Origin of the sequence: Planktothricoides sp. SR001, assembly GCF_001276715.1 — a bacterium.
In the GTDB taxonomy this organism is placed as follows: Bacteria; Cyanobacteriota; Cyanobacteriia; order Cyanobacteriales; family Laspinemataceae; genus Planktothricoides; species Planktothricoides raciborskii.
Map to the genome: position 1 here is coordinate 68,704 of NZ_LIUQ01000028.1, position 21,367 is coordinate 90,070.

General features: G+C 44.8%; 23 protein-coding genes and 1 riboswitch. Of the genes, 14 read left to right on the top strand and 9 right to left on the bottom strand.

The features are described 5' to 3' along the window. Positions 1-79 precede the first annotated feature (79 nt). Positions 80-3,049 (top strand): tetratricopeptide repeat protein, encoded by a 2,970-nt coding sequence (locus tag AM228_RS16905; RefSeq protein WP_054467337.1) that lies wholly within the window; start codon positions 80-82, stop codon positions 3,047-3,049. 209 nt (positions 3,050-3,258) lie between these two features. On the opposite strand, the gene AM228_RS32890 is transcribed toward AM228_RS16905, so the two are convergent. The 3 genes from AM228_RS32890 to AM228_RS16920 are packed head-to-tail and all read right to left on the bottom strand — an operon-like array spanning position 3,259 to position 4,170. Then, positions 3,259-3,540 carry a hypothetical protein gene (locus AM228_RS32890; protein WP_156331853.1) on the bottom strand — a complete coding sequence of 94 codons (282 nt, stop codon included), beginning with the start codon at positions 3,538-3,540 and terminating at the stop codon, positions 3,259-3,261. 29 nt (positions 3,541-3,569) lie between these two features. Next, positions 3,570-3,893 carry a Txe/YoeB family addiction module toxin gene (locus AM228_RS16915; protein ID WP_054467341.1) on the bottom strand — a complete coding sequence of 108 codons (324 nt, stop codon included), beginning with the start codon at positions 3,891-3,893 and terminating at the stop codon, positions 3,570-3,572. Continuing rightward, complete coding sequence (locus tag AM228_RS16920) at positions 3,883-4,170, bottom strand: type II toxin-antitoxin system Phd/YefM family antitoxin (RefSeq protein WP_197285331.1); 288 nt, start codon at positions 4,168-4,170, stop codon at positions 3,883-3,885. The genes AM228_RS16915 and AM228_RS16920 overlap by 11 nt, the downstream gene beginning before the upstream one ends. A 165-nt stretch (positions 4,171-4,335) precedes the next feature. On the opposite strand from AM228_RS16920, the gene AM228_RS16925 reads away from it, so the two are divergent. The 3 genes from AM228_RS16925 to sfsA all read left to right on the top strand — a co-directional run bounded on the left by AM228_RS16925 (position 4,336) and on the right by sfsA (position 5,650). Beyond that, entirely contained in the window at positions 4,336-4,527 is a 192-nt protein-coding gene (locus AM228_RS16925; RefSeq protein ID WP_054467346.1) for a hypothetical protein, read from the top strand. After that, positions 4,524-4,772 carry a hypothetical protein gene (locus tag AM228_RS16930; protein ID WP_054467348.1) on the top strand — a complete coding sequence of 83 codons (249 nt, stop codon included), beginning with the start codon at positions 4,524-4,526 and terminating at the stop codon, positions 4,770-4,772. The genes AM228_RS16925 and AM228_RS16930 overlap by 4 nt, the downstream gene beginning before the upstream one ends. A 140-nt stretch (positions 4,773-4,912) precedes the next feature. Continuing rightward, on the top strand, positions 4,913-5,650 hold the full coding sequence (gene sfsA, locus AM228_RS16935) for a DNA/RNA nuclease SfsA (RefSeq protein WP_054467350.1): 738 nt from the start codon (positions 4,913-4,915) through the stop codon (positions 5,648-5,650). A gap of 344 nt (positions 5,651-5,994) precedes the next feature. Here sfsA and AM228_RS16945 read toward each other — a convergent pair whose 3' ends face one another. Beyond that, complete coding sequence (locus AM228_RS16945) at positions 5,995-6,201, bottom strand: hypothetical protein (protein ID WP_313890646.1); 207 nt, start codon at positions 6,199-6,201, stop codon at positions 5,995-5,997. Between the two features lie 252 nt (positions 6,202-6,453). On the opposite strand from AM228_RS16945, the gene AM228_RS16950 reads away from it, so the two are divergent. Beyond that, positions 6,454-7,743 carry an aminopeptidase P N-terminal domain-containing protein gene (locus tag AM228_RS16950; RefSeq protein WP_054467354.1) on the top strand — a complete coding sequence of 430 codons (1,290 nt, stop codon included), beginning with the start codon at positions 6,454-6,456 and terminating at the stop codon, positions 7,741-7,743. A 672-nt stretch (positions 7,744-8,415) separates the two neighbouring features. Here the strand turns inward: AM228_RS16950 and AM228_RS16955 are convergent. Beyond that, positions 8,416-8,625 (bottom strand): hypothetical protein, encoded by a 210-nt coding sequence (locus tag AM228_RS16955; protein WP_054467357.1) that lies wholly within the window; start codon positions 8,623-8,625, stop codon positions 8,416-8,418. A gap of 235 nt (positions 8,626-8,860) precedes the next feature. Between AM228_RS16955 and AM228_RS16960 the strand changes: the two genes are divergently transcribed. Together AM228_RS16960 and AM228_RS16965 are read left to right on the top strand one after the other, a co-directional pair. Further along, positions 8,861-9,538: a response regulator transcription factor gene (locus AM228_RS16960; RefSeq protein WP_054467359.1), complete on the top strand. Its 678-nt coding sequence runs from the start codon at positions 8,861-8,863 to the stop codon at positions 9,536-9,538. A 119-nt stretch (positions 9,539-9,657) separates the two neighbouring features. Next, the gene (locus tag AM228_RS16965) at positions 9,658-11,109 is read left to right on the top strand and encodes a cell wall metabolism sensor histidine kinase WalK (protein WP_082348919.1); all 1,452 of its coding nucleotides are present in this window, start codon (positions 9,658-9,660) and stop codon (positions 11,107-11,109) included. Positions 11,110-11,204: 95 nt separating this feature from the next. Here AM228_RS16965 and AM228_RS16970 read toward each other — a convergent pair whose 3' ends face one another. Further along, entirely contained in the window at positions 11,205-11,393 is a 189-nt protein-coding gene (locus AM228_RS16970) for a hypothetical protein (RefSeq protein WP_054467361.1), read from the bottom strand. Between the two features lie 109 nt (positions 11,394-11,502). On the opposite strand from AM228_RS16970, the gene AM228_RS16975 reads away from it, so the two are divergent. The 6 genes from AM228_RS16975 to AM228_RS17000 all read left to right on the top strand — a co-directional run bounded on the left by AM228_RS16975 (position 11,503) and on the right by AM228_RS17000 (position 16,773). Next, on the top strand, positions 11,503-11,832 hold the full coding sequence (locus tag AM228_RS16975) for a hypothetical protein (RefSeq protein WP_054467364.1): 330 nt from the start codon (positions 11,503-11,505) through the stop codon (positions 11,830-11,832). A 306-nt stretch (positions 11,833-12,138) separates the two neighbouring features. After that, on the top strand, positions 12,139-12,810 hold the full coding sequence (locus AM228_RS16980; RefSeq protein ID WP_054467367.1) for a Fe2+-dependent dioxygenase: 672 nt from the start codon (positions 12,139-12,141) through the stop codon (positions 12,808-12,810). A gap of 367 nt (positions 12,811-13,177) precedes the next feature. Then, entirely contained in the window at positions 13,178-13,729 is a 552-nt protein-coding gene (locus AM228_RS16985; protein ID WP_054467369.1) for a PepSY domain-containing protein, read from the top strand. A 351-nt stretch (positions 13,730-14,080) separates the two neighbouring features. Continuing rightward, the gene (locus AM228_RS16990; RefSeq protein WP_054467371.1) at positions 14,081-14,353 is read left to right on the top strand and encodes a hypothetical protein; all 273 of its coding nucleotides are present in this window, start codon (positions 14,081-14,083) and stop codon (positions 14,351-14,353) included. Beyond that, positions 14,350-14,724, top strand: coding sequence for a type II toxin-antitoxin system PemK/MazF family toxin (locus AM228_RS29790; RefSeq protein ID WP_072160806.1), 375 nt, complete (start codon positions 14,350-14,352; stop codon positions 14,722-14,724). The genes AM228_RS16990 and AM228_RS29790 overlap by 4 nt, the downstream gene beginning before the upstream one ends. A 219-nt stretch (positions 14,725-14,943) precedes the next feature. Beyond that, positions 14,944-15,040, top strand: a riboswitch (Fluoride riboswitch). Positions 15,041-15,147: 107 nt separating this feature from the next. After that, complete coding sequence (locus AM228_RS17000) at positions 15,148-16,773, top strand: sodium:proton antiporter (RefSeq protein WP_054467374.1); 1,626 nt, start codon at positions 15,148-15,150, stop codon at positions 16,771-16,773. 70 nt (positions 16,774-16,843) lie between these two features. Here AM228_RS17000 and AM228_RS17005 read toward each other — a convergent pair whose 3' ends face one another. Further along, positions 16,844-17,620 carry an RDD family protein gene (locus AM228_RS17005; protein WP_054467376.1) on the bottom strand — a complete coding sequence of 259 codons (777 nt, stop codon included), beginning with the start codon at positions 17,618-17,620 and terminating at the stop codon, positions 16,844-16,846. A 292-nt stretch (positions 17,621-17,912) separates the two neighbouring features. Further along, complete coding sequence (locus AM228_RS17010; RefSeq protein WP_054467378.1) at positions 17,913-18,842, bottom strand: hypothetical protein; 930 nt, start codon at positions 18,840-18,842, stop codon at positions 17,913-17,915. Positions 18,843-18,978: 136 nt separating this feature from the next. On the opposite strand from AM228_RS17010, the gene AM228_RS17015 reads away from it, so the two are divergent. Next, positions 18,979-19,929 carry a stage II sporulation protein M gene (locus AM228_RS17015; protein ID WP_054467381.1) on the top strand — a complete coding sequence of 317 codons (951 nt, stop codon included), beginning with the start codon at positions 18,979-18,981 and terminating at the stop codon, positions 19,927-19,929. 29 nt (positions 19,930-19,958) lie between these two features. Here AM228_RS17015 and AM228_RS17020 read toward each other — a convergent pair. Further along, positions 19,959-21,367, bottom strand: a 1,409-nt coding sequence (locus AM228_RS17020; protein ID WP_369817755.1) for a DUF58 domain-containing protein, incomplete at its 5' end; no start/stop codon positions are given.

Consider the following 21,367-nt stretch of genomic DNA (forward strand, 5'->3'; position numbering starts at 1 on the left):
CCTCAATATTGCGCTTAATTCATTATATTAGGGACTAAGACCAGATGCTTTATCCTACTTCACCCCCTAGCGATGACTTATGACCGACTTCAGCGATCGACTCAAAAACCTCTCCCCAGAAAAGCGACGTTCTGCCCTGGACACTCTGCCCGGTGATCTCGTCAACACCGCCCAAACCGCACGGCTGCACCAATTGCTGACCGATTTTGACTTTATCCAAGCAAAACTGGCGGAGTTTGGGGTGCAAGCCTTAATTGAAGATTACAATTTGGCGATAAAATCGGATGTATTGCTGAACCTGGAACAGAGGGAAACCCTGGAATTAATCGCTGGAGCGTTGCGGCGATCGGCTCATGTTTTAGAAGAGGATACAACCCAACTGGCGGGGCAACTTTGGGGGCGGTTGCTCTCCTTTGATCGGCCTGAAATAGTCGCTTTACTGGAACAAGCCAAACAAAAGCAGGAAAAACCCTGGTTTCGACCCCTTGCAGCCAACCTTACCCCCCCAGGCGGGCCACTAATTCGCACCCTCACCGGCCATAGTGATTCGGTCAATGCAGTCGCCATCACACCGGACGGCAAACAAGCAGTTTCTGGATCCGATGATAAAACCCTAAAGCTATGGGATTTGGCTACGGGTTCGGAACTGGCCACCCTCAGAGGGCATAGTGACTGGGTATGGGCAGTAGCCATCACACCGGACGGCAAACAAACGGTTTCCGCATCCGATGATAAGACCCTGAGACTGTGGGATTTGGCTACCGGGTCGGAACTGGCCACCCTCAGAGGGCATAGTAGCGTGGTAAATGCAGTAGCCATCACCCCGGACGGGAAACAAGCGGTTTCTGCATCCTGGGATAAGACCCTGAAACTGTGGGATTTGGGAACCGGGTCGGAACTGGGCAGCCTCACTGGGCATAGTGACGATGTAAATGCAGTGGCCATCACCCCAGACGGCAAACAAGCGATTTCCGCATCTGATGATACCACCCTCAAACTCTGGGATTTGGCTACCTGGTCGGAAGTCGCCACTTTGACTGGGCATAGTAGCGGGGTAAGTGCAGTGGCTATTACCCCAGACGGCAAACAAGCGATTTCCGCATCTGATGATACCACCCTCAAACGCTGGGATTTGGCTACCGGAGCGGAAGTCGCCACTTTCAGAGGGCATAGTGATGATGTAAATGCAGTGGCCATCACCCCAGACGGCAAACAAGCGATTTCCGCATCTGATGATACCACCCTCAAACTCTGGGATTTGGCTACCGGAGCGGAAGTCGCCACTTTCAGAGGGCATAGTGATGAGGTAAATGCAGTGGCTATCACCCCGGACGGTAAACAAGCAGTTTCCGCATCTGTGGATAAAACCCTCAAACTCTGGAATTTGGAGAGGGGGTCGGTACTGGCCTCCCTGACTGGGCATCGTAGCTTGGTCAATGCAGTAGCGATTACCCCGGACGGCAAACAAGCGGTTTCCGCATCTGATGATACCACCATCAAACTCTGGGATTTGGACAGAGGGTCGGTACGGGTCTCCCTAAGTGGACATAGTAAGGAGATATGGGCAGTGGCCATCACCCCAGACGGCAAACAAGCGGTTTCCGCATCCTTGGATAAAACCCTGAAACTGTGGGATTTGGCTACGGGGTTGGAATTGGCCACCCTGAGAGGGCATGGTAAGGGAGTAAGTGCAGTGGCCATCACCCCAGACGGCAAACAAGCGGTTTCTGCATCCGGGGATAACACCCTGAAACTTTGGGATTTGGCTACGGGGCTGGAAGTTACCAGTTTCAGGGGGCATAGTAGCCCGGTACTAGCAGTAGCCATCACGCCAGACGGCAAACAAGCGGTTTCCGCATCTGTGGATAAAACCCTCAAACTGTGGGATTTGGCTACAGGTTTGGAACGGGCCTCTCTCACGGGGCATAGTGATTCGGTATGGGCAGTGGCCATTACCCCGGACGGCAAACAAGCGGTTTCTGCATCCTGGGATAACACCCTGAAACTTTGGGATTTAGCCAACGGTTCAGAACTAGCCACCCTCACTGGGCATAGTTTCTGGATAAGAGCAGTAGCCATCACCCCGGATGGCAAACAAGCGCTTTCCGTATCTGATGATACAACCCTGAAACTCTGGGATTTGGCTACCGGGTCGGAATTGGCCACCCTTAGAGGGCATAGTAGCTCGGTACTAGCAGTGGCCATCACCCCTTCGGGCAAACAAGCGCTTTCCGCATCCTTGGATGAAACCCTTAAACTCTGGGATTTACTCACGGGAAGGATAGTGGCAACATTTGGAGGTGAGGTTGGCTTTAAAAGTTGTGCAATGAAACCGGATGGAGTAACGGTGGTGGCGGGGGATACTTCTGGAGGGGTGCATTTTCTGCGGTTGGAGATGGATGCCCCCTTAGCCTCGCCTTGTGAGGGGTCGGAAAATCCCTTGAGTTTACTGTCCGAAGGCTTATCCCTGGTACAGCAGGGACGGGAGGAGGAGGCGATGTCCTGTTGGGAGAAAGCGGTGAAACTGCGACCGGATGCTGCCTCGATGATTTGGGGAAATGGGGGAAAGGCGCTTTATAAACAAGGCAAGGCGCTGTGGGAAGCAGAAAACTATGAAGGGGCGGTGCGTTGTTTTCAAGGGGCGGTAAAAGTGCAACCAGATAACGCCGAATATTGGAATTATTTGGCAGCGTCACAATACAATTCTGGGGATGCAGAAGCGGCACTTTCTAGTTATGAAACTGCCTTAAAGTTACAACCCGACGACGCTAATATTTGGGATAATCGCGGTTATGCTTTCCATATTTTAGGTCGCTATGAGGAAGCAATAGCGAGTTACCAAAAAGCCTTAGAGTTGGACTCTAATTATGCCAACGCTTACTATAATATTGCTTGTCTTTATGGGTTACAAGGGGATGTAGATTTAGCGGTTCAAAACTTACAACGGGCGATTTCGTTAGATTCAAGATATCGCAAGATGGCGAAAACTGACCAGGACTTTGAGAGGATTCGCGGGGATAGTCGATTTCGGGCGTTGTTAGGGGAGTGAGAAAGCGGGTTTTTGTGGTGCTACCGGGGTTTCCTAGAGTAAACCTAACCGCCAGGGAATAAATTCCCTGGCTAATAGCGAAAGTCGGTTAAAACCGACTAAAATTCTTTTAATATAAGCATCAAGAGTCGGTTTTAACCGACTTGCGCTATGAGGCGGGGATTTCAATCCCCGCCGGTTGTGGTTTATTAATCTAAAAACCGCTGTAATTACCTGTACTTTTGTTGCCAAAAAGAAACCCGGTTTCTGGGTGGGAAAAGAAACCGGGTTTCTGTCGTGGAGAAAAGAAACCGGGTTTCTGTCGTGGAGAAAAGAAACCCGGTTTCTGTCGTGCTAATTACGGTTAACGGTTGTTGCCAAAAAGAAACCCGGTTTCTGAAACCCCAAAAAGAAACCGGGTTTCTGGGTTGGGGAAAAGAAACCGGGTTTCTGTGGTGGAGAAAAGAAACCGGGTTTCTGTCGTGGTAATTAGAGTTAACGGTTGTTGCCAAAAAGAAACCCGGTTTCTGAACCTCACTGTTTAATCTGATTGATAATGATAACGTGCTTGTAAAAAATAAACCTTATTTCCTGTTACTTTGTAAACTAAACGATGCTCTAAATCAATACGTCTTGACCAAGTATCTGCGGCAATATATTTTAGCGGTTCAGGTTTTCCTAACCCGGTAAATGGTTCACCATCAAGGATATCTGCGACTAAATCTAGGATTTTATCCCCTTTTTTGGGTTCAGTGCGATACCACCAAGCTAAATCGGCTTTAAAATCGGGACTAAATACAGGAAAATAACCTGAAATATGATTATTAGGGTTTTCATTGCCTGGTTTTTTCTTTTTAGGACTCAATTCCTAACTCCTCTTTTAATTCAGCTACCGTTTGAGGAGTTGCGGTGCTATTTTCTGACCATTCTAAAGCACGAAATAACCGTTTCGCATTTTCGGGCGATCGCAGTAAATAGACACATTCTAATAAACTTTCTAGCTCATCTTCGGCAATTAACGCCACATTTTTCTCATTGCGACGCTTAATGACCACAATCTGACGCTCATCACAAACTTGATCCAAAATAGTGGCTAAATTCATTCTCGCTTGAGAATAAGTGGTTTCTTTGCTTAACATCATTTTTGCTAGATAACTCGTACAACATTATTGTACAATACTTAGGGGCTTTTGCTCCACTAATTCTGGTAAACTTCGACACCTGATGCTGGGAAATTGTCTCAGCCATGTTTCCAGAAGGTAAAATATTAGATACAGCACTAGACTGACAAACAAAAACTATTCGAGATGCTCGATCGCGAACTGCACCCAACCCCCCACAAACCAGCCCCAGAACTCCAACCTGGAAACTTTCCCAACGAGGGCCAGTGGCTTACTGCCGTCTTTGATCGACACTTCAGCGCGATCGAACCGGGCGAAATTGCGATCGAACCACGCCAACCCATCCGAGTTGACGAAACCCTGTTTGGCGAACCATGAAAATTATTCTCGATGTTTCTGTCGTGGAGAAAAGAAACCGGGTTTCTGTGGTGCTAATTACGGTTAACTGTTTTTGCCAAAAAGAAACCCGGTTTCTGAACCTCAAAAAGAAACCGGGTTTCTGTGGTGGAGAAAAGAAACCGGGTTTCTCGTGGAGAAAAGAAACCGGGTTTCTCGTGGAGAAAAGAAACCGGGTTTTTCGTGGAGAAAAGAAACCGGGTTTCTGTGGTGCAAAAAACAGTTAACGGTTGTTGCCAAAAAGAAACCCGGTTTCTGAACCCCCAAAAAGAAACCCGGTTTCTGAACCCCCAAAAATAAACCCGGTTTCTGGGTTGGAAAATTTTGTGATATAATCAACCAATCAATCAATAAAATTATCCTGATAATGACCGATTTTATTTACCCGTTTCCGCCCTTATTTCCCGGTATTCTGATTAAACGCTATAAACGTTTTTTGGCTGATATTGAATTGACAAACGGCGAAAAAATTACCGCCCATTGTGCTAACCCTGGGAAAATGTTGGGATTATCAGAACCTGGGTTTCGGGTGATGGTTTCCCGCAGTGATAATCCTAAGAGAAAGTTAGCTTATAGTTTGGAGTTGGTGGAGGCAAAAAATCAGCACCAAGCTACCTGGGTGGGGGTGAATACGAGTTTACCCAATCAGGTGATTAAGCTGGCATTAGAAAACCGCATTTTTCCCCAGTTAGGAGATTATACAACGGTGAAGCCAGAGGTACGTTATGGTCAGGATAATAACAGTCGTGTGGATTTTTTGTTGACCGGAAATTCAGGTAATTCTCCTATTTATGTAGAGGTAAAAAATGTGACTTGGGCTGATGGGAATATTGCCCGGTTTCCTGATGCGGTGACGACCCGGGGACAGAAACATTTACAGGAGTTAATGGGAATTGTCGCTGCCGGGGGACGGGCGGTGACTTTATATTTTATTAACCGCAATGATTGCACTCATTTTGCCCCTGGGGATAGCATCGATCCGGTTTATGGTGCTAAGTTACGAGAGGCGATCGCCTGTGGTATGGAAATATTACCCTGTCGGTTTGAACCTAGTCCCCAAGGGGTAAAATTTTTGGGATTTGCTGATTTATGCGTCAATGATTAATCAATCATTAATTCCCAAAAACACAGGGCGGTAATTTCCCACCCGAATTATGTTAATTACGGTTTAATCAACCTTGCTAAATCGCCGGTAGTGGATTCCCGCGAAGGCGGGAATGACAGTTTTTTTGTACTTCATAAATCAGACAATTGCTATAATTAATTGCCAAAAAAACAGGGTGGAAAATGGCCACCCGAATTATGTTAATCGTAGTGGATTCCCGCCTGCGCGGGAATGACAGTTTTTTTTGTACCTCATAAATCAGACAATTGCTATAATTCATTACCAAAAAAACAGGGTGGAGAATGCCCACCCGAATTAGGTTAATTACGGTTTAATTAACCTTGCTAAATCGCCGGTAATTGAAGATTAAAAATGCCATTAGCCTCGCGTTGTATCGCGCCATTGTTGATGGCTTGATACAAGTTATGCAGGGCTTTTAAATCTGAAGGCTGGTAGACTTTCCAAGCTAAGACTTGGCGAATAAGTGCTTCGGACTCCACACTCATAACCCCAGTCATAAATGCTGACTGGACTAATTTATGAATCATCATACAAACACGCACCCTGGGAAATCAATTTCTTCCTATATAACATAATTTTGCTCTTGAGTGGTTGAGTTATATCAGCTAACTTGGTGATTTTTAGCACTTTGATCGGTGATATCGATCGCAAAATCTGGACGAGAAACCGGGAGTTATAGAAGAAACGGGGTTTTTTTTCACGATTAGGAGTGGATTTTGTAAACTGGAGCAACTAAATTTTAGTTTATGATTAGTTTGTGATTCAATTTATAATCTCATCCTATGGTAGCTATAGAATATCGTCAGCGTCGCGAGCAATTGATGGAAAAAATCGGCCAAGGAACTGCTATATTTCATAGTGCGCCCCTGGCGGTGATGCACAATGATGTGGAATATACTTTTCGGCAGGATAGCAGTTTTTTCTATTTGACCGGGTTTGATGAACCCGACGCGGTAATTGTGCTGGCGCCACACCATAAAGAGCACCGTTTTGTCCTGTTTGTCCAACCAAAAGACCCGGATAAAGAAGTCTGGACGGGATATCGCGCTGGGGTGGAAGGGGCTAAAGAACGTTATGGGGCTGATGAAGCTTATCCCATTACGGAATTAAATGAAAAATTGCCCCAATATTTGCTGGAAGCCGATCGCATTTATTATCATTTTGGCCGCGATCGCAATTTTAATGAAACCATTGTCAAAATTTGGCAACGGTTAATGACCACTTATCCCAAGCGGGGCACAGGCCCGATCGCCATTCAAGACTCTGGCACAATTCTTAACCCCATGCGCCAAATTAAAAGTATGGCGGAATTAGAATTAATGCGAAAAGCTGCGGCTATTTCCGTAGAAGCCCATAACCATGCCCGCGAATTTGCTAAACCGGGACGCTATGAATATGAAATTCAAGCGGAAATGGACTATATTTTTCGCAAACATGGCGGCAATGGCCCTGCTTATCCTTCGATTATTGCCTCTGGGCCAAATAGCTGTGTTTTGCACTATGTGGAAAACAATCGCCAACTCCAAGACGGGGATTTATTGTTAATTGATGCGGGCTGTGCATACAATTATTACAATGCAGATATTACCCGTACTTTTCCGGTAAATGGCCAATTTACTCCCGAACAAAAAATCCTCTATGACATTGTTTTAGAAGCCCAAGAAAAGGCGATCGCACAAGTAAAACCGGGCAATCCTTACAATCAAGTCCATGAAACAGCGGTCAGAGTTTTAGTAGAAGGATTGCTAGATTTAGGACTCTTAATGGGGGACATAGAAGAAATTATTAAAGAGGAAAAATATAAACCATTTTATATGCATCGGACTGGTCATTGGTTAGGTCTAGATGTGCATGATGTAGGGGTTTATCAATATGGCGAAAATCCCTATCCTTTACAACCAGGAAATGTGCTGACGGTAGAACCAGGAATTTATATCGGGCCGACCACAAAACCCGTGGAAGGGCAACCAGAAATCCCTGACCGTTGGCGAGGGATTGGTATTCGGATTGAGGATGATGTTTTAGTCACTGCGGAAGGCCATGATATTTTAACTTCTGGGGTGCCTAAATAAACCCAAAAAACGGGTAAAAACCGGGTTTATTTTTTGAAAACGTAGGGGCGAATGGCCATTCGCCCCTACATATTCACCACAGAAACCCGGTTTCTTTTCTGGATAGCAGTGGGGTTTCAGAAACCGGGTTTCTTTTTGGCAATATAGGGGCGAATGGCCATTCGCCCCTATATATTCACCACAGAAACCCGGTTTCTTTTCTGGATAGCAGAAACCCGTTTTATTTTATTGAGTTTAACAAAAATTCATACAATTTGGGCCCTACGTCCTTTTCGCCCAAATAAACCTTGGAATTGTATAGTTTTAAAATTGGTAAAATAGTCGGTTTTAACCGACTGTAGGGGTCAACGGCCGTTGACCCCTACAGGCGGGGATTTTAATCCCCGCCGGATTTTAATCCCCGCCGAATTTTAATCCCCGCAATCGTCGGTTAATTGCGGGGGTACATAAACCGCCTGGGGTTAAAACCCCCGGCTAATAGCGGAAGTCGGTTAAAACCGACTCTGGATTATTTTCAAATTGGTAATACCATTTACAAAAATTCATACAATTTGGCTGCTACGTTTTTTTCGCCCAAATAAACCTTGGAATTGTATAGGTTTTAAAATTGATATAAATCGGCATCAAGAATATTGAGCAAATCTTTTTCAAAACTTTTTTAAACCTCAATTTTCATGGTTTGTTATGGAGTCTTTTAAAAATAGCATCGCGGCTGACTGTCTCACTATTTTCGCCTTCTTTAATCGCATTTTTCATCGCAATATCTTCTAGGGCTTCCGCTAAAATTTCCGAAAACTCTTCTTGTTGTTCTTGGAGTAACTCAACGATTGCCGCTTTGAGTAATTCTTTCAGTTTAGTTTCGTCTAGGGTGATTTCAGTCATAGTGTTTTTTGTAATTTGTCAACTAAATTATAACTCACCAGAATAAACCCGATTCGTCAGAAACCGGGTTTCTTATTGAAAGGATCCAGAAAACGGGTTTATTTTTGGCAAAATAGGGGCGAATGGCCATTCGCCCCTACATTAGCACCACAGAAACCCGGTTTCTTTTCTTTCTGCTTTTATGTCAAAATTATCGCAGAAACCCGGTTTCTTTTTCCTGTGAAAATTATCGCTTATGAAAATCCTGTTAATTGAAGATGATGTGCGGATTTCAGGGCCGATCGCCGAAGCTTTGAGCGATCGCCGCTATGTAGTAGAAATTGCCAGCGATGGTGAATTGGGGTTGACTTTTGCGGAAACCAATGCTTTTGACTTAATTATTCTGGATCTAATGTTGCCCAAACTCGATGGAATTTCCTTATGTCGGCAGCTAAGAAACGCCGGAAATAAAACCCCGATTTTGATGCTAACAGCCAGAGATACTAGCAGCGATAAAGTGTTAGGATTAGATGTGGGGGCTGATGACTATGTGGTCAAGCCATTTGATTTGCCAGAATTGTTAGCGAGAATTCGGGCGCTTTTGCGGCGGGAAACGGTGAAATTTTCCCCGATTTTGGAGTGGGGAAAATTAAGGCTAAATCCCAATGAATGTCAGGTAATCTACGAAGATAAACCATTAACTTTAACACCGAAAGAATACGCTTTGTTAGAGTTATTTTTAAGAAATGGCAGTCGCGTTCTCAGCCGTAGTGTAATTTTAGAACGAGTCTGGGCTTTTGAAGATATGCCAGGAGAAGAAACCGTTAAAGTGCATTTACGCAGTTTGCGCCAAAAGCTGAAGGCGGCTGGAGCCCCGGCAAATTTTATTGAAAACGTTTATGGTTTGGGATATCGACTCAATGTTAATCTCTAAGCAAATCTCTAAGCAAATCTCTAAGTATTTATATTGTAGGGTGGGCAAAAATCCACCATCATATATGGTAAGGTGGGGTGAATATTTTTGCCCACCCGAAGAATGTTAGGGGCTGTGGGATGAATTTTTGTAAATGGTATAAGCAAATATCTAAGCAAATATCTAAGCAAATATCTAAGCAAATATCTAAGCAAATATCTAACGGACAGTTTAGCAAATTACAAACTCGGCTGCTGCTGTCGTATTTATTGGTAATTGCCACGATTTTAGGGGCATTTTCTACGGCGGTTTATGCTCTGGTTGCCCGCGATCGCAATCAACAATTAAATGCATCTTTGCGTCAGATTGCGGCTGCATCTGCCAGCACCTTAGAAATTATTGAACATGAATATGAAGAACTAACCACAGAAGAAGAATATAAAGGATATATTCCCAGGGATGCTGATGGCAATTTTCTGCCCATTAGCTTATCTCAACTGATGGATAAATATCAAGCCAAGTCCATTCCAGATTTTGTGCCGAATCCACTGATATCGACCGAGCAAGGGGTCGAATGGTTCGATCGCAAACAAGAGTTAATGGTGCGGGAAGGGAACTTTTTTCCCAAAAATTATTTGCCGAAAATTGTATCCCCAAAAGGACAAATTATTGAACAGGGAAATATTCGTAGTTTCATTTTGCCGGTTTATGCGGCGGCCAAATCAGAGCAATCAAAACCAGAGCAATTATTAGGCTATGTGCGAGCCACCAAATCAATGGATTTGTTAAACGCTGAGTTGCGTCGGTTTCAGCAAGGGTTAATGGCTGGAGTTGCGATTGTTTCTGGACTGGTGACAGTGGGCGGCTTTTGGCTCGTGAGCGAGTCACTCAAGCCAATTTTGCAAAGTTTTGAGCAACTGAAACAATTTACCTCGGATGCTTCCCATGAATTGCGAAGCCCATTGACGGCAATTCGGGCATCGATCGCGGTGATGCAAAGTCACCCAGAACGAGTTCATCCTGCTGACGTGGACAAGCTGAAGGCGATCGCCTCTGCGTCAGCCCAAATGAGCCAACTGGTTGACGATTTGCTATTGTTAACTCGCATGGATCGCCAAGCCCCCGATCGCGCGGCATGGCGACAAATTGCCCTCGATGAAATATTAGAAGACTTGGTAGATTTGTACAGCGATCGGGCAGAGGAGGCAAACCTCAAACTGCAATCTCAACTTATCCCTAACCTGGAGGTTTATGCAGATGCCTTTCAACTATGTCGCTTATTTACTAATTTATTAGCCAATGCCCTGCAATATACCCCATCTGGGGGCACCGTCACCGTCTCATCGCAGCGCAGCCGCACTCATGCCCTAGTTCGCATTGAAGACACCGGCATTGGTATTGCCCCCGACCAATTGCCCCATATATTCGATCGCTTTTGGCGGGCCGACCAAGCCAGAAGCCAACATCAAGGAGGATCGGGCTTGGGACTGGCGATCGCCAAAACCATCGCCCAGACTCATGGCGGCGACATCACCGTACACAGCCAACTCGGTCAAGGAAGTTGCTTTCAGGTGAAAATACCGCTCCCGTAACCAAAGCGATCGGGCCGAAACCGGGTTTCTTAATTACAGCGAACACCTCTGTAGGGGCAAAGCATACTCTTCGAGAAGGCTTCGCCTACGGGCAGTTAATTTTCGGTTTTCACCGTTAACATAATTACCCGAATGCTTTGCCCGAACCCAAGATCGGTTTTCCGCTGTAGGGGCAAAGCATACTCTTCGAGAAGGCTTCGCCTACGGGCAGTTAATTCTGGGTTTTCACCGTTAACATAATTACCCGAATGCTTTGCCCGAACCCAAGATCGATTTTCCGCCAAAGTTATCGCCGAAACCCGGTTTCTTTCTTTCCCAGATTTTTACTATTTGTTTCCTACAATTACCTTATGATCACTTCTGACCAGCAATAATCACGTTCACAAATTGGCTATGAAATCTAAAGCAGTTGCACTATTTCTCAGTCTTGGCCTAGCGACAACCGTGGCGGCCTGTTCCAGTCAGCCCGGTGGTCAGACAGAAGGACAACCAACTCCCCCAGCTTCTACCACTCAAGATGGTGGAGAAGAAGGAGGTGCTCCCACTGCCCCAGCCCCGACCACTCCCACTCCAGGTACAACCGGAGGAACCACTCAAACTGCGCCTAATTCTACCAGTCCTCAAGGAGGTGGCGAAAATGGCGAAGATGGTCAAGACGATCAAGACGATCAAGACGATCAAGATGGTGAAGATGACCAAGATGGTGAAGGTGGAGAATCTTAGTCCATTGCCACTTTTGTTTTGTTTCGTGGCAACGATTTAACCATCTTAACCATCATTTGATAACAACAATTTGATTTGCTTTTGATTTGCTTGGGGATTTTCCTAGTCTTGAATCCGATATAGCACTTGGTAGAGTTATGAAGTACAAAAAAAGTCATTCCCGCGCAGGCGGGAATCCAGAAAACCTCTGTACTTCATCGGGATCATAAACGCTATATCTTGGCTAGGGTATCCCTCCCTATATTTTCAAATCATTAATCCAGATGAAATCATCAATCTTTTTTAGCTAAATTTGGCATTAATCCCATGATTTTATGTATCGATCGCGTTCTCACCCCAGAACAGATAGAAGAAATTCATCGCATTCTCAAAGATGCTGAGTTTGTCGATGGTAAACTCACCGCTGGGAAGTATGCGAAAACCGTTAAAGATAACTATCAATTGAAAGGAGATACGGATGCCGCCAAAAATTTGAGGGAAATTGTGCATAATGCGATCGCCCAAAATCCCCTATTTAAAGCCGCCGTTCGTCCCAAAACAATTCGGCCAATTTTGTTTAGTCGTTATGAACCGGGAATGTCTTATGGTTGGCATACGGATAATGCAATTATGGGCGATCGCGAATTGGCGCGATCGGATGTATCCCTGACTTTATTTCTCAGCGATCCAGATACTTATCAAGGAGGTGAATTAGTCATCGATACCAGTCTTGGAGAAAAATCTTTTAAACTTCCGGCTGGGTCAATGATTGTTTATCCTTCTACATTTCTCCATCAAGTTACTGAAGTAACCCAGGGAATTCGTTTCGCTGCGGTGACTTGGGTTCAAAGTTTGGTTCGTGATGTTCAGCAACGAGAAATTCTCTTTGAACTGGATACGGTGAGAAAGTCAATATTTGAGCAATATGGCAAAACCGTAGAATTTGATTTACTCTGCAAAACCCACGCCAACTTACTGCGGCAATGGGTGGAAATTTAAGCAAAATTATCCAACAATCACTATTTTTTAGGAAGATTCATCTAAAAATATTCAGTTTTTTCTGTTCAGGGATATTTTATATGTTTTAGGGTATTTATCAATGCCTAAAATTGCCAAATTAGCCAAATTATCCAAAAAAATCATCCACTACAGCGATCGCTTATCTGCTTTTATAGGTTAATTTCTAGGCAATAGAAGTTAAGCATTGCCGAACCCATCAAGTCAAAGGAAAAAACACCGCCATGAAAAGTTGGGTATTGGTTGAATAACATCAATTTTTTCCTGAAACTTTTTGGCATATTTCAATCTGGTAATTATGCCTCTACCGTTATTTGATTGTTTTTTTAGTAAAAATTAGGTAATTCTGATGATTAACTTCCGCAAACTTCACCGAAAATCTGCTCCCATTGTCTTTATTCCCTTATTTCTTTCTGCATTAACCGGCGTCGCTTACCAACTGGGCAGAAATTGGTTTGGTATTTCTGGACAAATCTCTGGATTTTTGCTCAATCTTCACGAAGGGAGATTTCTTGGCAAACCCCTAGTTCCGGTTTATGTATTATTAGTTGGGCTGGGATTATTGGGCATGATTTTCACAGGTTTCACCATGATCAAATGGCAGCGTAAAGCATCAAAATTTCAGCCAAAAAAAGACTGGAGATGGGTTCATCGCGTGCTCTCCCCGATCGCATTTTTGCCCCTATTTCTTAGCGCCATCACCGGCGTTGGTTATCGTCTAGGGAGGGCTTGGTTTGGTCTATCTCGCGAGCAAGCTTCTATCCTGTTAGAAATTCATCAAGGCTCATATTTGGGTAATACTTTCAAGTCTTTTTATGTGTTGCTGGTTGGCGCAAGTTTGCTGGCTTTATTAATCACCGGCATTCAAATGACAGGGATTTTCCGCAAACTTCAAGCTTAAGCTAGAAACCGGAACCCAGAAACCGGGTTTCTTGTGGGAAATCCACCGTTAACTCTGATATTCACAACAGAAACCCGGTTTCTTTTTTAGCTTGTTTATTTGCGCCAGAAACCGGGTTTCTTATTGTAGATCCACCGTTAACTCTAATATTCACAACATAAACCCGGTTTTTTTATGATTTACTACTTGTTTATTTCCCCTTTTTATGCTATAAAAATAATCATGGCGATGGGGCTCGCCAAAACCGCAGTAAGTTGGCCAAAAAATTGACAATATTCTGAATATTTTACCATTCTTTTAACCATCTGTTTTTTATATTATAAAGTAAGTAGTCAAGGAGCCTTCTGTCTCATGTTAAAAATTAATAAAAGTTATGTATTTGATCAAAATAAACAGGCGATCGCCGTGCAAATTCCCATTGCTGAATTTGAACGCATCGAGCAATTGATTTCTAAATTCGGTTTAGACCAAATCCTCGAATCAGACGCGGAAGATGCTTGGTTAAATCAAGATTTATCTCGGCTAAGTGAATACGATGCTTACGAATGGCAAGCGGGAGAATTAGGATCGGGTAAGCCGGTGAATTATGTGGAGGGTGTTGGTTTAGTTATAGGAGAAGAATGACCATTTTATCTTTGCAAATTGGGGATATTGTTACGGCGCGATTTCCCCAACAAAATCCTCAAGCCCATGAACAAGAAGGACAACGACCGGCAATTGTAGTGGGGTTGCCCAATCGAGTCGGGAATCCGCGTTTTCCATTAGTCATTTTGGTGCCAATCACCAGCGATCGAGGGCAAGCATGGGCGAATGATTCCCCTGATTTATATCCTAAATTTCCCGCCGGAACTGCTGGATTGCGTCAGCCCTCTATTGCATTATTAGATCAGATCAGAGTTTTAGATTTCACCAGAATTACAGAGTATTGGGGAAGACTAACTCCCGAAGAATACGATCCCATTTTAAGGGGACTTAAAAGAATGATTGATCCTTAAGCGATCGCCATCACTGGACTCAGAAACAGGGTTTCTTGTTAGAAATCCACCGTTAACTCTGATATTCACAACAGAAACCCGGTTTCTTTTTTAGCTTGTTTATTTGCGCCAGAAACCGGGTTTCTTATGGTACATCCACCGTTAACTCTAATATTCACAACAGAAACCCGGTTTCTTTATGATTTACTACTTGTTTATTTTCCCTTTTTATGCTATAAAAATAATGATGGCGATGGGGCTCGCCAAAACCGCCGTAAGTTTGCCAAGAATTTGCCAAGAATTTGACCAGACCAAGGCTGATGGCTCCTACTATTCCGGCTTGTTGCGGAAGAGTAGGGGCTTTGGGTTCTGATTACTCTTTCTGCCACAAGTCACGTTTTTCCACAACTTTAAATTTCCACACATTCAAATTAACGTGACGATATGTTAGAAAGCATTATCTGGATTTTATTGATGGGTTGTTTCGTGGGGCAGATTGCTCGACGGCTAAGAGCACCGGCATTGGTGGGCATGACCCTGGTCGGTATTCTCCTCGGCCCCCAAATGGGCAATGTGATTAGTGGGGAAGTGCTGGGGGCAGCGGACTCCCTGCGGACGATCGCCGTGATGGTGATTTTGATGAAAGCAGGGTTGGGTCTAGACCGGGAAAAGCTGTCTCAACAAGGGACTGTGGCGTTAAGACTAGGGTTCTTACCGGCAGCTTGTGAAGCGATCGCCGTTGCGGTGGCGGCGGTTTGGCTATTCAAATTTGACTTAGCTACCGGATTGTTGCTGGGCTGCGTGATTAGTGCCGAGTCCCCAGCAGTGATTGTCCCCGGAATGTTGCGGTTAAAAAGCCTGGGATGGGGGGTGAAAAAAGGAATTCCCGATGCGATTTTAACCGGAAGTGCCTTATCGGATGTATTGCTGCTTTTGGTGTTTAGCTTGCTGCTGGCGTTTCTGTCTCAAAATACCGCCACCAGCTTGACTTTGCCCGGTGGAATTACCCTCAGTCCCTTGCAATTATTGCCGTTTCAAATCATTGCCCAAATTGGTTTAGGGGTATTGTTAGGTTGGTTGATGGCGCGAATTTTGGTGTTTCTGCTGTCGCAACAAAAATGGATGCAAAATAAGGTTTTGGATGCTCTGGTTGCCGCCAGTTTTGCCCTATTTTTGGTGGTATTAAGCGAAGATTTTCCTGTATTTTCCGGCTATTTAGCGGTGATGGTGACGGGATTTTTTCTAATAGAAATGGATACCCCCTTAGCCCGACGGTTGCGAGTCGGTTTTGATAGCTTATGGGTGGTGGCGGAAATTGTCCTTTTTGTGTTGCTGGGGGCTAGTATTCAACTGAATGTTTTGGGCGATCGCTTGCTGGTGGGACTGCTGGTGTTGGCGATCGGCACTTTGGTGGGGCGATCGCTGGGTTGGTATCTGTCCACTTTGGGGAGTAACTGGAGTTGGAAAGAACGGCTGTTTTTGCTGCCGGGAAATTCCGCCAAAGCCACGGTACAAGCGGCGATTGGGGCTATTCCCCTAGCCCAAGGAATTCAAGGAGGAGACACGATTTTAGCGATCGCCGCTTTGTCGATTTTAGTCACCGCACCCTTGGGGGCTTGGGCAATTCCCACTTTTGCTCCCAAACTGTTAGAAAAGGGTGAAGTTGACCCCACTAAAGTCGCAGTTTCCCGTCACATTATTTTATTAGCTGCGGTAGATACTTCGGCAATTGCCACGGAGACTTTAACCAAAGCGGCAGAATTAGCCCGTCGCAGTGATGGGGAAGTGGTGGTGCTCCATGTGCGCGTAGGAGAAGATATCCAAGAAGTAGAAAAATTGCGGAATCGCAGCAAGCAACTCCTGGCAGATATTCCCCATCAATTTATTACTACTGATGGAGACGTACCCGCAGAAATTATTCGCATTGCTCAAGAATATAATGCAGCAGAAATTGTCATGGGTAAACGCGGCGATCGTGCCGATGATCATGTGTTAGTTGGGTCGGATTTGCAAGCGGTGTTAGCAACAAGTACATTGCCGATTATTGTAGTGGAAAATAAGTCAATTTAAACTCAACCGAGAAAGCCTCGAAAAACCGGGTTTATGAAACTACCCATAAACCCGGTTTCTTTTTCCATATTTATCGTTTTTGATAGGCTAAATATACAGCTTCTAAGAATAACTCCGCTGTAACTCCTTTGGGCATTTTTTCTAAATTTAGGGCGGTTTGTACCCGTTGGGTTATCTGATAGCTGAGTTCAACTTTTGCCTCGGAAAAAAGACTGGAACGACGGCGTAAATACTCGCGAATTAGAGCAAAATCATCTGGGCTTAACCCAGAGATATCCGTAGCTTCTAAGAGGCGATCTGCCAGAGAATCAGCTTTTTCTGAAAAGGAAAATTCCGCCGAGGCTACTGCTTCTTCATCCTGTACTACCAAGGTTCCAGCTACCCAATCACCGATGCGTTTTTCTCGCTGGCCGAACATAATCATAAACATACCAATAAATAATAAATCATCCACGGGTCTTAGCAACGATCTTAAGGTTGCTTGTGGCAAGCCAACGGGTCTACCATCATCACGAATCACCCTAATTTTTGCCTGTCTTTTCCCTGGGGTTTGTCCCTGCCATAAGGTTTCAAAAAAAGCAAAATAACCCACATAGACAAAGAAAAAGATTAAGCCCAGAATGGCAAATCCCCAAAGCTCAAGGCGATCGCCGCCCAATAGGTCTTGTAAAAAATTGACTGATATGGCGAAAAAGATTAAGTATAATATGATTAAAATCACCAAACTCAGCAACCAATATAAATAGTCAAGGCATAAAGCATAAGTCCGACTGCCGATGCCGGCTAAGGTAAACTCAAGTTCTACACTTTCTGGGGTTTGAATTTTAACTCGATTGAAGATATTCATGGGATGATTTAATTGATTAATTTACAGCGCTTCGCGCCCTTGGAACGGGAAGGATCAATCAGGAACTTTTTTGTAGTACGGGCGTTTCGAGAAGGGCGAAGCATAAAGCCCTACGGGCATAGCTTCGCTTACCGGGTAATGGCTTTGCTATGGTAAGCATTAGTTGGCTGCCCCGAATGCTTCGCCCCTACTGCTGCATTATTTAATTATTATCTAATTTATTAATCTGGAAATATGCCCACAGGATAAAAACATTGGGTTTTATTTATTCCCACCGAAATGAGCGCTAAATTTACTCATTGCTCAATTTCATGTCTAATCCTTCTTTTCGAGTGCAAAGGTCATAATATATAGTAGATTTAATGATTTGGTAAAAGGGGACTAAGACCATCCCAAATAGAATGCCCAGGATGTAAGCAACCAAGAAAGATATGGTAATAAAAATTGGTGAGTTTTGATCCATAGCTAAAGTGTTGATCAGAGTTCTTTGGATGAGATCGGATAAAACGTTAACGACCATTTGCAGGGGTACAAAAATCAATCCGGCGACGATAAAAATTGTAAAAATTTTCCCAGCATAGCCTTTGGTCAGCTTTTGACTTCTTTGAACTGTTCCCCAAGCAGTTAAATTATGCTCGATCGCTAATGGCACTTCAATCAGGGACAATCCAATTGTAAATCGGATGTAAAAAATCAAGAAAGCTGCTATAATAAATAATGCCAATAATCCAGCTATCCAATAAGCTAGGGGAGAAGATTGTGAGCCAATAAGAATGCCTACGACTATGCCCGATCCGAATCCCATCACCACAGCAAAACCCAGACTAACTGCCATAATTAGTAAAAATGCGAAAAAAGAAGCCAGCCACAATTTCCAGATTTTCGGCATGACATGAGCACTGGCTTCTTTAACGGTTTCCGGTTTATTGGTTAAAACTCCAAAAGCCAAGCGGCAAATTAAGGCTAGGTTTGTAATCGATTTAGCCGATGTAAAAATTAATAAGATTAGCCAGATAGGACTGGCAGCCCAGAGAATTGATGGGTTGATTTGCTGGAAAAAAATTAGAAAAGGAATCGGTAGAAGCGTTAAAATAGGGATTAATGCCCATAAGCTGGCGGTGACACCAATCGGGAAGTAGGTAGAAAAGCGATCGCGATAAAGGCGAAGTCCCGCACTAACCACATTTCCCACAGTCATGGGTTTTAATGGAGTATTAGCCATTGGTTTGATGCTCCCAGGTAAGATTGTTCGATCGCGATCTTACGCTACCCTAGAGAAATAGGGAGGCTTATGTTAGCAAAATTTAGCAAAATTTAGCAATAATCAGCAATAATCTATCAATATTTCATCGAGTTTTATGAATATTCGCCGTTGGATTGCCCGCAGGGAAACTAACTGGAAACAATTAGAAACATTGTTAAGAAAAGCTGAAAAAAAAGGGATGTCTCGCTTAAATGCCGATGAGGTGCGGCAGATGGCCAGTTTGTATCGATCGCTTTCTGGGGACTTAGCCCGGGCAAAGACTTACAATGTGGGCAATGCGGTAATCCAAGAATTGCAGCAACTAACTTCTCGCAGTTATAACCAAATTTATCAAGGTTCTCGACGACAAGAATGGCAGAAAGCTTGGGAATTTTGCCTTTGGGGTTTCCCTCAGTTAGTGCAGCAAACGTTTCCCTATATTGCGATCGCTACTGGGCTGTTTCTCTTGGGGGTTTTAGTCGCTTGGTGGTATGCATGGCAAGACCCGATGTTTCTATCATTAATGGTGCCGGAAAGTTTAATCGAAAAAGTGCGCGATCGCGGCGAATTGTGGATGGGTTCTATTGTCGGGTGGGAACCCTTAGCATCGACTTCAATTATGCAGAATAATTTACAGGTTGCCTTTAGCGCCATTGGCGGAGGAATCACTGCCGGTCTTGTGACTGTTTATATTCTAGTTTTCAATGGATTACATATTGGGGCGATCGCCACCTTAGTAGGACAAAATAATTTAGCCTATCCATTTTGGGCATTTGTTTTTCCCCACGGCGCCCTAGAATTACCGGCCATATTTTTTGCTGGTGGTGCGGGATTGCTGATTGCCAGAGGGTTATTATTTCCGGGAAAATATCAACGGGCAGCGGCATTGCGTTTCTATGGTTCCCAAGCCATTCAACTGCTGTTTGGCATCGTGCCAATGTTAATTACTGCCGGAATCATTGAAGGATTTTTATCCCCAAATCCCGCCATTCCTGATATTTTGAAATATATTATCGGCCTGGGAATATTTGGGGTATTTTTTATGTATTGTAGGCGGAAACGTTAATTTTTTGCCTTAATTTTTATCCTCTTTCCTCACAACTGATTTCTCGCTTTTAATCTTAAATATTGATCGACTAATTGGTCGCTAATTTCATGGGCAGGGGCATCAAGAACTAAAACCCCTTTTTGGCGCAATTGGGCAAAGGCAACCTGACGTTGTGCCAGCAAATCAAGGGCAACCGCACGTTCGTAAGTTTGAGGGATTTCCAGGGTGGAGGTATGGGCGATCGCATCGACTTGAGGGTCGCGGAGGGTGACGCAAAACGGCAGATAACGGGGGGCTAACCGCTGCATGGCTGCCAGCAATTCTGCGGAGGCGGTGACATCAATAATATCTGTAATTAAGACTACCAGGGCTCTTCGGCTTTGTTGTTTGGCCACTTTGGTGACAGCCCCCATATAGTCCGGTTCCCAAAGCACCGGCTGAATGGGGGTGAGACGTTCCAGGAGGTGACTGAGTTGGTGTTGACCCCGTTCCGGGGGCATCCATGTCACGACCTCGCGATCGAAAACCCCAACTCCCACGCGATCGCCCCGATTCAACCCCGCCAAAGCCAGACCCAGGGCGGCATTCAGCCCCCAATCAAACCGCTGCAATCCCTTCACCCGCGCCGTCATCAACCGTCCGCGATCGAGCAAAATGATTAAAGTTTGTTCTCGTTCCGCCTCCAAAACCCGCACCTGTAGGGGATTATGCCCAGATAAGCCGGTGCGTCTGGCGGTGGCTTTCCAATCAATCATCCGAGGATCGTCCCCTTGGGTATATTCCCGCAGTTCGGCGAATTCCGTTCCCATAGAAAACCGTCGAGACGATCGCAAACTGCCCGTGGATTGCAAGGTTAAGCGAATCGTCAGCGATCGCAATCCCACCAAATCGGGATATACCGCCACCGTTTGCGGCTGCTTCACTGACCACTGATGCCATGCCAAACCCCACTGCCCCAACTGTCGCACTTGAATATCGCCCCATTCAAATTGACCGCGATCCCCTGGGTGAACCGTATAAGTCAGTTCTTGACTGCTATTCGCCGTTAACGTGGCTTGCAGTTCTTTAGCCGATACTTTGAATTGGAGAGGATAGCCATCGCGGATCGAAATCTGGGCAGTGGTAGCTGGCGATCGCACCGTCAAAGTGACCGGATTATCTCGCCCAATGGATAATTTGCCCAAAGGAGTCCGAGAAATTTCCCCGCGCTGAAATTTGACCCGGAATCCATCCAGAAACACCATCCCCAAAATCAGTCCATCAAATCCCAGGGTCATCATTAGGGCCACTGACTGAGTAAACCACTGGGCAGCAAATAGGGCGATCGCCATCCCCAGTCCCAGCAGTAAAAAAGCGCGTTTTGAGGGAATTATCATCGGTTTGTTGTTGGTTGTTGGTTGTTGGTTGTTGGGTAGGGATTCTTTGGGTAGGGATTCTTTGGGTAGGGATTCTTTGG